This window comes from Bradyrhizobium sp. cf659 (assembly GCF_900113725.1).
In the GTDB taxonomy this organism is placed as follows: domain Bacteria; phylum Pseudomonadota; class Alphaproteobacteria; order Rhizobiales; family Xanthobacteraceae; genus Bradyrhizobium.
The window spans coordinates 20,216-32,733 of record NZ_FOQJ01000018.1; the positions used below are offsets into that span (position 1 = coordinate 20,216).

12 protein-coding genes are annotated in these 12,518 nt (G+C 63.0%); 5 read left to right on the forward strand and 7 right to left on the reverse strand.

Going from position 1 to position 12,518, the window contains the following annotated elements:
- Positions 1–87: 87 nt before the first annotated feature.
- The 3 genes from BM118_RS38300 to BM118_RS38315 all read right to left on the reverse strand — a co-directional run bounded on the left by BM118_RS38300 (position 88) and on the right by BM118_RS38315 (position 4,108).
- The gene (locus BM118_RS38300; protein WP_143099595.1) at positions 88–2,151 is read right to left on the reverse strand and encodes a hypothetical protein; all 2,064 of its coding nucleotides are present in this window, start codon (positions 2,149–2,151) and stop codon (positions 88–90) included.
- A 252-nt stretch (positions 2,152–2,403) separates the two neighbouring features.
- Complete coding sequence (locus BM118_RS38305; protein ID WP_092193061.1) at positions 2,404–3,366, reverse strand: AraC family transcriptional regulator; 963 nt, start codon at positions 3,364–3,366, stop codon at positions 2,404–2,406.
- Positions 3,367–3,823: 457 nt separating this feature from the next.
- A complete protein-coding gene (locus BM118_RS38315; protein ID WP_092192974.1) occupies positions 3,824–4,108 on the reverse strand; it encodes a hypothetical protein in 285 nt (94 codons plus the stop codon).
- Between the two features lie 321 nt (positions 4,109–4,429).
- On the opposite strand from BM118_RS38315, the gene BM118_RS38320 reads away from it, so the two are divergent.
- The gene (locus BM118_RS38320) at positions 4,430–4,891 is read left to right on the forward strand and encodes a host attachment protein (RefSeq protein WP_177235055.1); all 462 of its coding nucleotides are present in this window, start codon (positions 4,430–4,432) and stop codon (positions 4,889–4,891) included.
- A gap of 30 nt (positions 4,892–4,921) precedes the next feature.
- On the opposite strand, the gene BM118_RS38325 is transcribed toward BM118_RS38320, so the two are convergent.
- Complete coding sequence (locus BM118_RS38325; RefSeq protein WP_027549261.1) at positions 4,922–5,185, reverse strand: hypothetical protein; 264 nt, start codon at positions 5,183–5,185, stop codon at positions 4,922–4,924.
- 292 nt (positions 5,186–5,477) lie between these two features.
- On the opposite strand from BM118_RS38325, the gene BM118_RS38330 reads away from it, so the two are divergent.
- The 3 genes from BM118_RS38330 to BM118_RS38340 all read left to right on the forward strand — a co-directional run bounded on the left by BM118_RS38330 (position 5,478) and on the right by BM118_RS38340 (position 7,731).
- Positions 5,478–5,924, forward strand: coding sequence for a hypothetical protein (locus BM118_RS38330; RefSeq protein WP_092192977.1), 447 nt, complete (start codon positions 5,478–5,480; stop codon positions 5,922–5,924).
- A 95-nt stretch (positions 5,925–6,019) separates the two neighbouring features.
- Complete coding sequence (locus BM118_RS38335; protein WP_092192979.1) at positions 6,020–6,892, forward strand: DMT family transporter; 873 nt, start codon at positions 6,020–6,022, stop codon at positions 6,890–6,892.
- A gap of 95 nt (positions 6,893–6,987) precedes the next feature.
- Positions 6,988–7,731, forward strand: coding sequence for a hypothetical protein (locus tag BM118_RS38340; protein WP_177235056.1), 744 nt, complete (start codon positions 6,988–6,990; stop codon positions 7,729–7,731).
- 72 nt (positions 7,732–7,803) lie between these two features.
- On the opposite strand, the gene BM118_RS38345 is transcribed toward BM118_RS38340, so the two are convergent.
- Positions 7,804–8,091, reverse strand: a complete 288-nt coding sequence (locus BM118_RS38345) for a histone (protein WP_177235057.1) — start codon at positions 8,089–8,091, stop codon at positions 7,804–7,806.
- A 66-nt stretch (positions 8,092–8,157) separates the two neighbouring features.
- The gene (locus BM118_RS38350; protein WP_244550336.1) at positions 8,158–9,549 is read right to left on the reverse strand and encodes a cryptochrome/photolyase family protein; all 1,392 of its coding nucleotides are present in this window, start codon (positions 9,547–9,549) and stop codon (positions 8,158–8,160) included.
- A gap of 162 nt (positions 9,550–9,711) precedes the next feature.
- Here BM118_RS38350 and BM118_RS38355 point away from each other — a divergent pair, with 162 nt between their 5' ends.
- On the forward strand, positions 9,712–11,442 hold the full coding sequence (locus tag BM118_RS38355) for a methyl-accepting chemotaxis protein (RefSeq protein WP_092192984.1): 1,731 nt from the start codon (positions 9,712–9,714) through the stop codon (positions 11,440–11,442).
- Between the two features lie 146 nt (positions 11,443–11,588).
- On the opposite strand, the gene BM118_RS38360 is transcribed toward BM118_RS38355, so the two are convergent.
- Complete coding sequence (locus tag BM118_RS38360; protein WP_092192986.1) at positions 11,589–12,248, reverse strand: peroxiredoxin; 660 nt, start codon at positions 12,246–12,248, stop codon at positions 11,589–11,591.
- Positions 12,249–12,518 lie beyond the last annotated feature (270 nt).

Below are 12,518 nucleotides of genomic sequence, written 5' to 3' on the forward strand. Positions count from 1 at the left end.
ATTGATGGGATTGACATTTTTTTGTTGGGGCGAGGCCTTTGCTATTCGGCCGCAGGTCGGCATGGATCCGGACACATCCCCCGATGCTCATGATTTCCTCCGATACAGGACGAACCGGGTCGATTCTTCCGTACGTTCGAACTGGTCCAAGAGGATGCGCTCGGACATCTCCTTCAGCCAATCGTACTGATAGGTCGCGTCGCGCTCCAAAATAAAATGGTCAGCCTCGGCAAAGCTGCGAGCGACATGTTCCGGGCTGAACGTATCCCGGAAAGGGAGGAAGTAGCTCTTGGGTGCCCTGCCAAGGGCCACAAGAACGAGCCAATCGTGGTCGGACAATAGCAAGATGCGACCATCGCGTGGCACGACCTTGTTGACCAGATCGATATCGCTGCTGTCGAGCGAGATCCGAACCTCTCCCGCTCCTCGTCCCAACTTCAGTCTGGCGATGCTTGGATATTGCAAGTACGACCGCAACCCGATCGTCACGCTCTGTTGTCTGTCCTGCGCGCCCAGCAACACCACAACCGAGATCGCTGCTGTTGCCGCCAACGATAACGCTGGGGCGAGTTGCGAGGTCGTTTGGCCGAGGACGACGCGGAATGCAGATCGACACCACCAAGCGCAAACCGCAAGATAAGCAAAGGCGTTTTGCTGCCACACCGCGTCAAGTGACCGATTCATCCACTTCGCCATGAACACCAGCGCGACGAGTGACAGTACAAGAAGATACGCGCGCTCGATGCTGCGCCAGTTGGCCCACGTTGCGGCAACGCTAACAATTGTGCCGATGGCCATCGCCGGCAAGATCAATTGGTAAATCGTCCCAAATCCGGGACGCCAGTTCATCGTCACCCCCACCCAATTCGAGACGCTGTGCAGCCCGATTGGCGCGAGAAAGGCATGCAGGAAGTCCAGCGAAAGAACAGCCGGACCGAAGGCGGCGACGAACAACGCGATCAGGATCGCGATGGAGAGTCCGGTGAATGCAGCGACCTCCCAAGGCCAGCGTTTCTCGAACAGCCGCACTGACAACGCGGCGCAGCCCACGGCCCAAGTATAGATCCCCGTCTCGGTGTTCCAGAAAATCGAGCCAGCACAGACGGCGGACATCGCCACCAATAACCGACCTGAAGGTTGCGCCAGGTAATGCGCAAGGATGCCAGAGGCAATGAACACGAGCATGTACCGAATGGCGAGAGCAGACGGTGCGCTGAGCGCTTCGCCGTCGCCAAATTGACAGATTACAAGAAATGCGACCGCCAGGAGAAACGGCAGTGCTCTGCTCTGGAAGAAGTCGCGCAGCACCCAATAAGCCGATAGATGATAGATCGCGAGACATGCAGCAACGAACCCAATGTAACGCAAATACAGAACGTTTGTGTCAGCGCGGAGCAGTCGACCAAATAAGTAGGTGGGTCCGTATCCGTAGAAGGACAGGAAGTCGCGGCCGGGCACCAGGCCATCAGTAAATTGATAGAGTGCCGGCCCAACCAGATACGATACGGCGTGGGCGTTGCCCGCAGCCATCCCAGCCAAGCGTTGCACGCTCGCTGGTAGGGTAAGGGCGAGCAATGCCGTGATCAGCACAGCGTCAATCCATCCAAACTCAAAAAATTTGATCGACTGGAGCGCCGGGGCGCCTTGGATGCTGATTTGGGCCCGGATGCGTGTCACGAAGGGAATGAAGATCGCTGCGACCGAGAGGGCCAGCGCGATCATCTCAGGTTTTTGCTGGAATGCAGCCTGGAGAAATGCCTCGAGCGCCAAGACAATTGCCAGCGCCGAGACGGCGAACAGGATCAGCGAACGGCCTTCAAAGAACTTCCTGAGCCTGAGCGCTGCGAAGGCTGTGGCGATACCGAACGCGTAGAACAAGACATAGAAGATTTTCTCAGCACGCTTGACTGCTGCACTGTCCGAAAAATCCGATTGGACGACCGGGAAGTCCTGCGCGAGGTTTGCGCTTAGGTCCAGCTTGGTGGCGTTCAAGATCAGATAGGCAAATATGCCAGCCGCAATAGCGCCGACACATGCCCCCCACGCCGCAAAACTCTGAAACCTCCAAAGGCTAAGCTCTGATTCTGTCGCTGGCTTGATAAGACGCGAAATCCTGATCGCGGGACCTCCCGCCATTGTTCTTGCTTTCATTTCGGTGCCCCAACCCGATGTTGTCGGGCGTCAGGATAGCTCGCGCCGCTGCCGGGTCGCTACCCTTTTCATCGACTGCTCCTGGAACTCGGAAGCAGCTGCATGATTTTGCCCCCAATGGAATCCGCCGAACATTGCTTCGGTGCTCTGAGCACCAACCGATGTTGAGCTTGTCCTCACATATCATCGCGAAGACTGGCGCCGCACTACCGCTTATTCGGCCGTTTGATTGGTCGCGCGCGGCTGGCGGCGTCAGCTTGCCGGAAGCCTGGTCTGCCGGCCCCGCGCCAGCGTGTCTGAGGGCGCCTCGTGGAAGGTGGCACGGTAGGCCGCGGCAAACTCGCCCATGTGGTGGAAACCCTGGGCGCGCGCGCAGGTGGCAACCGTGGCGCCGCCGCCTTTGAGCAGCCGGGCGCGTGTCGCCCACAATCTCTTCAGGCGGATGTACTGGTGCAGGCTCATGCCGCGCACCTTGCTGACGGCGCCGCCGAGCGTCCGGATCGAGACGCCGAACTCACCGGCGAGATCGGCCGTGTAGATCGGAGCGGTCGGATAGGCCGCGACGTAATCGTCGACCCACTGCACGAGCTTGATCGACCGCCCGCCCTGGACCGAGGTGCTCCGATCCGGGCGCGCATCGATCCGAAACAAATCGTCGAGCGCGAGCAGCAGGCCTTCCTGGAGATGGGCGGCGACCTCGGTGGTCTCGAACAGGAGCGGCTGCACCGACGCGGTTCGCAGAATGTCGAGCAGGAGTTGCCGCATGTGCAGCAGCGCGGGCCGGTTCGCGACATAGGCCCGCAAATCGTCGGCATGATCGAACCAGCCCCGGTCTTTCAGGCCCGGAGAGAAGATGATCATCGCGTGATAATTGGTTTTGGGTTCGACGAAATGGCATTCATCGTTGCCGCGGAGCGCAACGAAGAAGCGCGCGTCGAGATCCATTCCCTTGGAATTGACCTGAAGGTCGTCGGTCATCGACAGGATCACCATCCCGCCCGGCATGCGATAGGCGGTGTCGAGGATGCGCGCGAAGGATCTCATCACGATGATGCGGCACGCCGGCAGAGAGACGACGGCGCGGGCGGCGGCGAAGTTCGGGACGTCGAGCGGAATGCTTCGGGCATCCTCCATCGACTCGATCGGCCGAAAGGCATCGACATCGGCAAAGCCGATCAGTTGAAGCGCGGAGGACGGGGCGAGGGCGTCGAACATGCGTCTGGTCGGCTGCTGCAATGTGACAATCAAATGAACGTCGGTACATCGCCATCAATGGCGAAACATCGCGCGTCAGTAAACGGGATTCCGGGCCGTAGTATTGCGGACATCATGCCATGACGTCCGTCAGATCATTGTCACCGTCAACGTTCTCGGCTCATCGGTTGGCCGGAGGCGAGGTCTATGAAATGCAGGCGCGTGCAGGCAGGACAGGCGAAGGACTCGAAGCTGCGTCCCTCCGGTCTCTGTTGCTTCTCCAGATGGGTCTGCACATTCATGCCCGTCTGGGGGCATCGAAAAACAATCAAATCGGCCATCGCCATAGAATGACGGCGCGGCGAATTTTCCTCTTTGATCTGGATCAGTTTTGGAATTGCTCCAGACCGGCCGAACAGGCGCGTGGGCCATCCGCGATCTCGCAAAAGCGAAGGGGCCCCGAGGGCCCCTTCGAATGTTACCAGCGGCGATAGCCGTAATAACCATAGCGCGGGCCGTAGCCGCCGTAGTAGCGCGGCGGTCCATAATATCGGGGGCCGTAGTACGGCCGCGGGCCGTAATAGCCATAATAGTTCGGACGCCAGAAACAGCGCCCCCAGGCGTCGCAGACCATACGGACCTGCTCGACGTCAGAGATCTGCGGGACCGCAGGTGCCGGCGCAATGGGCATGGCGGACGCCGCCGGCGATGCCGCGAGGGCACCGAACAGGGACGCGGCGACGAGGCCAATCTTGAGATTCATGATGTCTTCCTCTGCTTACGCAATACAGGATATCGAAGTTGTTCTGATCAAATTGTGGCGGAACCGAAATGTAATGCTGATGAACAAACCTTCAGTTGCTCCGCCGCGGGCCTGATCCAGCTCCGCCAGACTACGCCAGCTCCGCGCTTCTGGCCATGCCGTGCTCGCCTCGCGGCACATCGCCATCATCCTTGATCCTGCGCAATTCGCCCTTGATGCTTCCTCCCTAGTCTTGTCGCCGTGGGCCGTCCTTCGCGGAATACGAAGAGCGTTCGGCCGGTCGTACGCATCGGTCGCCCACTGTTTGCTTGGAGCTGTGCAATGGACAAGATGAGAATCGACAAGGGTGACTGGCTGGTCGTGTGCGACGGGCGCAAGGCGCTCATTCTGGAAAACCTCGGCGACGCGATGTTTCCGAACCTCCACACCAGGGAGGTGCACGAGCACCCCAATCCCCCGACGAGCGCGCAAGGAAGCGACGCGCCGGGCCGATTGCATGGCGCTGCCGGCGGTGCGCGCAGCTCGGTCGAGCAGACCGATTGGCACGATGAGGCCGAGCGCGCCTTCCTGCGCGGCCTGGCCAGCCGGCTCGACGCCGCGGTCAGTTCGGGCGAGACGTCGGCCCTGACCATGGTGGCCTCACCGCGTGCGCTCGGCATGATCCGCGCCGATTATTCGGACGTCGTGCGCAAGGCGCTTCAGGGCGAGGTGGGCAAGGACCTCGTCAAGCTGCCGGTCTACGAGATCGAGAAGCAATTGCTGCTGTCGGGCGTCGCCCGGTAGGGACGCCCGCAGCGGACGCGCCAGCGCCCCTCAGTAGCAGGGGTGCCGGCGGCGGTCCTGGCCGACATAGGCGGCCGCGCTCTGGTAGCAGTGGTTGGTTGAGGGGCCGTCGTAATAGGCGAAGGTGCCGGGGGTGATGCCGGGGCCGTAATTGTGCAGATAGCTGATCGGGTAGGGCAGCGGGTTGGCGTAGGAGCGATGGTAGCGGTGATGTCCCCGCGCCTCCGCGAGGCCAGGGGCTAGGATTGCGGCCGACAGGGCAGCAACCGCGGCTACAAGCTTCAACTTGCTCATCTCGATTCTCCGGAACCCGCGCGAATAGGTCAGCCGGTTATAGCCATTTCAGGCCGCCAGGACACCCGTCCGGAAGCCGGAAAACGGGGCCAGTCCCGCAGATTCCCGGGTGGGTGTGACAGAATTGCCGGAAGTGCGGCCGGATCCTGCCCATTTTTGGCCTTTTCGGGATGCTTAACGAATTCCCCACACAAGTATGACCAAAGAGAATTCGGATAAGAATCCTGTTGCCGGCCCTTTGGGGGTCCTTCGAGGCCGGTCCCATTCCTGAAGGCTTTCGTCGTCCGCCGCCATGCGCATCACGCTTTTGAGCCTGCTGTTGCTCTGTCTCGCCGCCGCCACGCCAGCGCGGGCCGAGCTGCACATCACCCGCGACCATGGCGGCTATGTCGAGGAGTACAAGGCCAAGTACAAGCGCGTCCGCGAGAAGGGTGAGCGCGTCATCATCGACGGCATCTGCAACTCGGCCTGTACGCTCGTGCTCGGCATCGTGCCGATGAACAAGATCTGCGTGACGCCGCGCGCCAGCCTCGGCTTCCATCGGGCCTATTACGACAAGGCCTTCACCTTCGGCATCAAGGTCACCAGCTCGGAAGGGACGTCCGACCTGATGTCCTACTATCCTGACACGGTGAAGGACTGGATCCGCCGCAATGGCGGGCTCACCACCGACATGAAGAAGATCAAGAACGGCGTCGAGCTCTGGAAGATCATCGACCCCTGTCCGGACGAATGGTGAGCGGCTGATCCGAGCCGCTGTCCGTCGCAGCGCAGCGTCGCTCAGGTCGAAATTCGCATTGCCGCATAGGCCCCCATCGGGCAATGAGGGCGGCAATGAACCATAATCAAGAAGCCCTGACCGCCCGCGCTGCGCCGATCCTGTTCGTCCTGCTCTGGAGCACCGGATTTATCGGCACCAAATACGTCATCAACAATGCCGATCCCTTGACCTATCTCGCCATCCGCATGGCGATCGTGGTCGGCCTGATGGCGACCATCGCAGGCATCGCGCGGCCGAAATGGCCGGACCGAATCGGCATCGCGCATAGCGCGGTTGCCGGCATCCTCGTCCATGGCTTCTATCTCGGCGGCACCGCGATCGCGATCGCGCATTCGATTCCAGCCGGGCTCTCCGCGCTGATTCCGGGCCTGCAGCCGATCCTGACCTCGACCATCGCCAACCGCTGGCTGGGCGAGAAGGTGACGCCGGTGCAATGGGCGGGGCTCGTGCTCGGCCTCGGTGGCGTCGTGCTGATCCTGCATAATCGCCCCATGACGGGCGAAGCCGGGCTCGGCTGGCTCGCCTCGGTGGTCTCGCTGGTCAGCATCACGCTCGGCACGCTCTATCAGCGCCGCTACTGCAACCACATCGACTGGCGCGCCGGCAATTTCGTGCAATATGTGGCCGTCACCATCTTCTTCGCGATCGGCGCCTTCCTGTTCGAGGATCGCATGGTGCACTGGACGCGGGAGTTCGTGCTCGCGCTCGCCTGGCTCACTGTGGCGCTCTCGATCGGATCGATCGGGCTGTTGTACTGGCTGATCCGCCACGCCGCGGCGACGTCGGTCGCGAGCCTGTTCTACCTCGTGCCCGCCGTGACCGCGCTGATGGCTTACGCACTGTTCGACGAGAAGCTCGATGCGCTGGCGATTGCCGGCATGGCGATGTGCGCGGCCGCGGTGTTCGTGGTCAACCGGCGCGTCTAGGCTGACAGGCGAGGCGGCAGAATACATCCCTGACGTGTGCAGCGCGCCGTGTTAGGGTGGCCGCATTTCAGTTTCCCTTTCACGCGGTGATGTCCATGCAGAAGACGAGACGTGCGCTGCTCGGCCGATCCCTGAGGCCGGTCCGGATTGCCTGCATCAACTTTGCGGAGGAGTCGATCAGCGGCAACAAAATGAGCCAGCTCACCGCGGCGCTCCAGAAGTGTTACGACAAGCATTTCCTGCCGGTGTGGGGCTATCCGGTCGATCTCTACGTCACGAAGAAGCCGAAGCCTGCCGATTGGCAGCTCGTCTATTTCGACGACGCCTCGCATGAGGGGCTGCTCGGGCGCCATGAGCTGACGCATCGCGGCCAGCCGATCTCGAAGGTCTTCGTCAAGGCGCTGGACGGGGAGCCCGTCAGCGTCGCGGCCTCGCACGAGCTGTTCGAGATGGTGCTCGACCCCATGGCCAATCTCTGGGCCGACAAGAACAGGAACACGCAATATGCCTATGAGGTCTGCGACGCCGTGGAGGAGGACTCCTTCTTCGTCGACGGCTTCGAAATGTCGAACTTCGTCTACCCATCCTGGTTCGAGCCGTTCGAGCATCCGCGCGGCACCAAGTTCGACCACAAGGGAACGCTGAAGGAGCCGTTCTCGATGACCGAGGGTGGCTACGTCATCAAGAAGGTCAACGGCAGGCGGGTGATCAAGCAGTTCGGCTCGCCTGAGAAACGGCGGCGCTTTGCCAGGGAGGACCGGCGCGGCCATCGCAGCGAATTTCGCGATCCGAAAGGGGTCCATCACCCGGGCCGGCGCGCAGCCAAGCGGCGAGGATAGGTTGTTGCCGGGAGATGCCTCCGGGCGCGTTCGCACCCGGAGGACTGTTCGTGTCCGTTCTCGGGAGCGCGATCAGCGCTTGGACTTCTTGGCCTTCTTCTTCTTGGCGGCCTTCTTCGCGGATTTCTTCACGGCCTTCTTCGCGGTCTTCTTGGCCGCTTTTTTCGACGACTTCTTTGCGGCCTTCTTGGCCTTCTTCTTGGAAGCCTTCTTGGCCTTCTTCGGCGCTACTTTCTTCGCGACCTTCTTGGCGGCTTTCCTGACCTTCTTGACGGCAGTGACTGCGGCGTCCTTGGTCGTTTCCACGGCGGTGGTGATCGTCTCTATTGCCTGTTCGGTGATCGGCTTATCGTCGTCCATATCGTCCCCCACGGTTTGTATGGAGCGATGACGATAGCGGGTTTCAAAATTGTGTCAAAGCAACCCTCAACCTTTGCGGATCTTTGCGCAGGCGGAGAGCGCACGCTCGCGTCCCCTGGCGTGATCGACGAGCGGCTGCGGATAGGTCTTGCCGAGCATGACGCCGGCGCTCGCCAGCTCGATCGGTGTCGCCTGCCAGGGCTGGTGGATCAGCTTCGCCGGCAGTCCTTCCAGCTCCGGCACCCAGCGCCGGACATAGGTTCCATCGGGATCGAACTTCTCGCCCTGGAGCTGCGGATTGAACACGCGGAAGTAGGGCGCAGCGTCGGCGCCGCAGCCTGCGACCCATTGCCAGTTGGCGGGATTGCTGCCGGCATCCGCATCGACCAGCGTGTCCCAGAACCAGGCCTCGCCATCGCGCCAGTCGATCAGGAGGTGCTTGACCAGGAAGGACGCCGCCACCATCCGCACCCGGTTGTGCATCACACCGGTGTGCCAGAGCTCGCGCAGGCCGGCATCGACGATCGGGTAGCCGGTGCGGCCGCGCTGCCAGGCGGCGAGCGCCTTTCCGTCGGGCTGCCACGGGAAGCCGTCGAAGTTCGCTTGCAGGTTTTCGGTGGCGAGGTCGGGGTGGTCGTGGAGGAGGTGGCGGCAGAACTCGCGCCAGCCGAGCTCGCTCAGGAATTTCTCGAAGCCGGGCCTGAGCGCCGGATCCGCGTCCGCGGCGAAGCGTGCGGCGTGCCAGACCTGCCGCGGGCTGAGCTCGCCGAACCGCAGATGCGGCGACAGGCCTGAGGTGCCCTCCCGATCCGGGCGGTCGCGATCGCTGACATAGCCTCGCGCGTTGTGTTTGAGAAAGTCGCGCAGGCGCGTGCGGGCGGAGGTCTCGCCCGGCTTCCAGCGCTCGCGCAGGCCGCCCGCCCAATCGGGCTTGCTCGGCTCGAGCTTCCAGCTCTCCAGCGTCTCGCTCGTGATCTTCCCGCTCGGGCGCAGCTGCTTCGGTGCGGGCAGGGGCTTTGGCGGATCGCCGAGCGACAATACGCGCCGCCAGAACGGCGTGAACACGCGCAAGCCCCGGCCGTCCTTGTTGCGGATGGCCGAGGGCGGGACCAGGAGGTCGCCCGGGAAGCTTTGCGAGTCCACGCCGAGCTTTGCCAGCGCCGCTTCGAGCTGCCGCTCGATCGCCTGATGCGGCGCCTGGGCGATCCCATTCCAGTAGACGGCGCTGGCGCCGCTCTCGCGCGCCACCTCGGGGATCACCGCGGCTGCCGGTCCCTTGCGCAGGGACAGTGACCCGCCGCGCGCGGCGATCTCGGCAGCGAGCGCCCGCAGCGACCGCGCCAGCCACCAGCGCACCGCGCCGCCCGGCGCGCGTCCGGCCGTCTCGTCCAGCACATAGAGGCAGATCACCAGCGCGCCAGTCTTGGTGGCGGCGTGGAGGGCGGGGTGATCGGCCAGACGAAGGTCATCGCGAAACCAGACGATGATGGGCGGCGCGCTTGGCGTGGTCAGGGGTGCCCTCGTTTACAATTTGTAAAGCATGGGGCGGCGTGAACCGCCGTTAATGCGGCCGTAAGCCCCTTGCACGATTATGCAGGAATTACGGGGGTCATTCCATTCATGTCCAGCCTTTCGACGGCGAAGTATCTGCCGCAGTTCAAACTTGGCACCAAGGCCGTCCTGTGCGCCGTGCTGCTGATCGCCGTGAACACGGCGCTGGTGGTCGGCGCCGGCTACTGGTCGCTCACGTCCGCTTTCAATGATCGCGCGCTGCGCGACATCGAGGTCAATCTGCGCACGTTGGCGCTGGCCTTTGCCGAGACCGTTCCGGACGCCAGGATCACGGTGAGGGATGGCGCGGTCGCGCGCGCCGAGATCCCCAAGATGCCCGAGTTCAAGGATCACGCCATCGTCGATCGTGCGGTGTCCTATGTCGGGGGCAACGCGACCCTGTTCGCATTCGACGAGGCGAGCGGGCAGTTCGTCCGCCGCTCGACCAATGTGAAGAAGGAGAATGGCGACCGCGCCGTCGGCACCCAGCTTGCCGCCGATCATCCGGCCCAGGCCCTGTTGCGCCGTGGCGAGGCCTACAAGGGCCCGGCCGTTCTGTTCGGCAAGTCCTTCATGACCGCCTATTTCCCGATCGCGGACGCAACCGGCAAGGTCGCCGGCATTCTCTATGTCGGCATCCCGATGGCCCAGTTCGAGAGCATGCTGACCCAGGCGATCGAGAGCATGGCCGCCGCCGCCGGGCTCGCCGCGCTGCTGGTCCTGGTCCTTACCCTGCTGATCGTCCGCCGTGTCACCCGGCCGCTCACCTCGGTCACGCGCTCGCTCACGGCGCTGGCGAACGGCCAGAGCGACGTCGAGATCGACTGCGAGGATCGCGCCGACGAGATCGGCGAGATCGCCCGCACCGTCGCCGTGTTCAAGAGCAATTCGCTGGAGCGAGCCCGCATGCGCAGCGAGCAGGCGGCGGCTACGGCTGCCGCAGTCGAGCAGCGCAAAGCCGACCTGCGCAACTTCGTCGAGCAGTTCCGCGGCAGCGTCGGCGGCATCCTCGACAAGGTGCTGACGTCGTCAGGCGAGTTCGAGCGGGTGGCGCGGCAATTGACCGACACCGCACGCTCGACCGCCGATCTGTCGGCGCAGTCGGCCGGGGCGTCCGAGGACGCCTCGGAACACGTGCGTTCGGCGGCGTCAGCCTCCGACGAGCTGTCCCAGTCGATCTCCGAGATCACCCGGCGCGTGCAGGAATCGAACGAGATCTCCGCCGAGGCGGTGAGGCAGGCCGAGGCCACCGACCAGCGCATCGCGCAGCTCTCCGAGGCCGGCTCGCGCATCGGGGACGTCGTCAAGCTGATCACCTCCATCGCCGAGCAGACCAACCTCCTGGCGCTGAACGCCACCATCGAGGCCGCGCGTGCCGGCGATGCCGGCCGCGGTTTTGCGGTCGTGGCTCAGGAGGTCAAGACGCTCGCCGGCCAGACCGCCAAGGCGACCGACGAGATCTCGAACCAGATCGCCAGCATGCAGCTCGCGACCGAGGAATCGGTCGCCGCCATCAGGGCGATCAGCCAGACCATCGAGCGCATCAGCGGCATCGCCGGCTCGATCTCGGCTGCGGTCGAGCAGCAGAAGAGCGCGACCCACAACATCGTGGCCAGCGTTCGCGCCGCGGTCTCGGGTACGGCCGAGGTCGCCGTCAACGTCCGTCACGCCGCCAAGGGCGCGAGCGAGACCGGCGAGACCTCGAGCCGGATGTTTGCCTCAGCGCAGGCGCTGTCGGGCGAGAGCCTGCATCTGAAGGCCGAGGTCGATGGCTTCCTCGAGCGTGTTCACGCGGCTTAACTGATCCAACACTGTCATTCCGGGGCGGTGCGAAGCACCGAGCTCTGGTGCGCAATTGCGCACCAGAGAATCTCGAGATCCCGGGTCTGGTCCTTCGGACCATCCCGGGATGATTTTTTGCGGCCGCTTGGCGCGGCCGCCAAAAGTCACTTCGGCTGCGGGACGATCCGGATGTAGGGCTTCGGCTCTTTCCAGCCCTGCGGGTAGATCGTCTTGGCCTCGTCGTTGGAGACCGAGCCTGCGATGATCACGTCCTCGCCCTGCGTCCAGTCGGCCGGGGTTGCGACGCGATGCTTGGCGGTGAGCTGGAGCGAGTCGACGACGCGCAGGATTTCCTGGAAGTTCCGGCCCGTGGTCATCGGATAGACCAGCACCAGCTTGATCTTCTTGTCTGGCCCGATGATGAAGACGTTGCGGACGGTCTGGTTGTCGGCCGGCGTGCGGGTGAGGGGATCGCCCGAGGTCGAGGCCGGCAGCATCTCGTAGAGCTTGGAGACGTTGAAATCGATGTCGCCGATCATCGGGTAGTTGGGGGCGGCGCCTTGCGTCTCCTTGATGTCCTCGGACCACTTCGTGTGACGGTCGACCGGATCGACCGAGAGGCCCATCAGCTTGACGCCGCGCTTGTCGAATTCCGGCTTCAGCTTGGCCAGCGCGCCGAGCTCGGTCGTACAAACCGGCGTGAAGTCCTTGGGGTGCGAGAACAACAGCGCCCAACTATTGCCGATCCAGTCGTGGAACTTGATCTTCCCTTCGGTGGTCTCGGCTTCGAAGTCGGGGGCGGTGGCGCCAATCGGAAGTGTCATGGTTCTACCTCATCACATTGAATTTGCTTGTGAATTTGTCACTGGCCGTCACCCTCAGTATAGGGACTTGCGAAGGCCAAGTGAACGCCAAGTGAACCGCTTCAAGTAAAATGTGAATTCCTTCTCTGAAGAGCCGATTTCCTAGCACCTTTCTGTTACAGCGGCACCTGCGGCGAAACATCTCCACCGGAGCCTCACGGTCTCGATTGCCCCGATAAAGCCTTTTATGACCCGCATCACGCCCGCCCGACGCTCTCCGGAACCGAAATG

What these genes read in the sequence shown, in the direction of transcription:
- BM118_RS38300 (WP_143099595.1), bottom strand. Translation starts at nt 2,151, where the DNA reads ATGAAAGCAAGAACAATGGCGGGAGGTCCCGCGATCAGGATTTCGCGT.
- BM118_RS38305 (WP_092193061.1), bottom strand. Translation starts at nt 3,366, where the DNA reads ATGTTCGACGCCCTCGCCCCGTCCTCCGCGCTTCAACTGATCGGCTTT.
- BM118_RS38315 (WP_092192974.1), bottom strand. Translation starts at nt 4,108, where the DNA reads ATGAATCTCAAGATTGGCCTCGTCGCCGCGTCCCTGTTCGGTGCCCTC.
- BM118_RS38320 (WP_177235055.1), top strand. Translation starts at nt 4,430, where the DNA reads ATGGACAAGATGAGAATCGACAAGGGTGACTGGCTGGTCGTGTGCGAC.
- BM118_RS38325 (WP_027549261.1), bottom strand. Translation starts at nt 5,185, where the DNA reads ATGAGCAAGTTGAAGCTTGTAGCCGCGGTTGCTGCCCTGTCGGCCGCA.
- BM118_RS38330 (WP_092192977.1), top strand. Translation starts at nt 5,478, where the DNA reads ATGCGCATCACGCTTTTGAGCCTGCTGTTGCTCTGTCTCGCCGCCGCC.
- BM118_RS38335 (WP_092192979.1), top strand. Translation starts at nt 6,020, where the DNA reads ATGAACCATAATCAAGAAGCCCTGACCGCCCGCGCTGCGCCGATCCTG.
- BM118_RS38340 (WP_177235056.1), top strand. Translation starts at nt 6,988, where the DNA reads ATGCAGAAGACGAGACGTGCGCTGCTCGGCCGATCCCTGAGGCCGGTC.
- BM118_RS38345 (WP_177235057.1), bottom strand. Translation starts at nt 8,091, where the DNA reads ATGGACGACGATAAGCCGATCACCGAACAGGCAATAGAGACGATCACC.
- BM118_RS38355 (WP_092192984.1), top strand. Translation starts at nt 9,712, where the DNA reads ATGTCCAGCCTTTCGACGGCGAAGTATCTGCCGCAGTTCAAACTTGGC.
- BM118_RS38360 (WP_092192986.1), bottom strand. Translation starts at nt 12,248, where the DNA reads ATGACACTTCCGATTGGCGCCACCGCCCCCGACTTCGAAGCCGAGACC.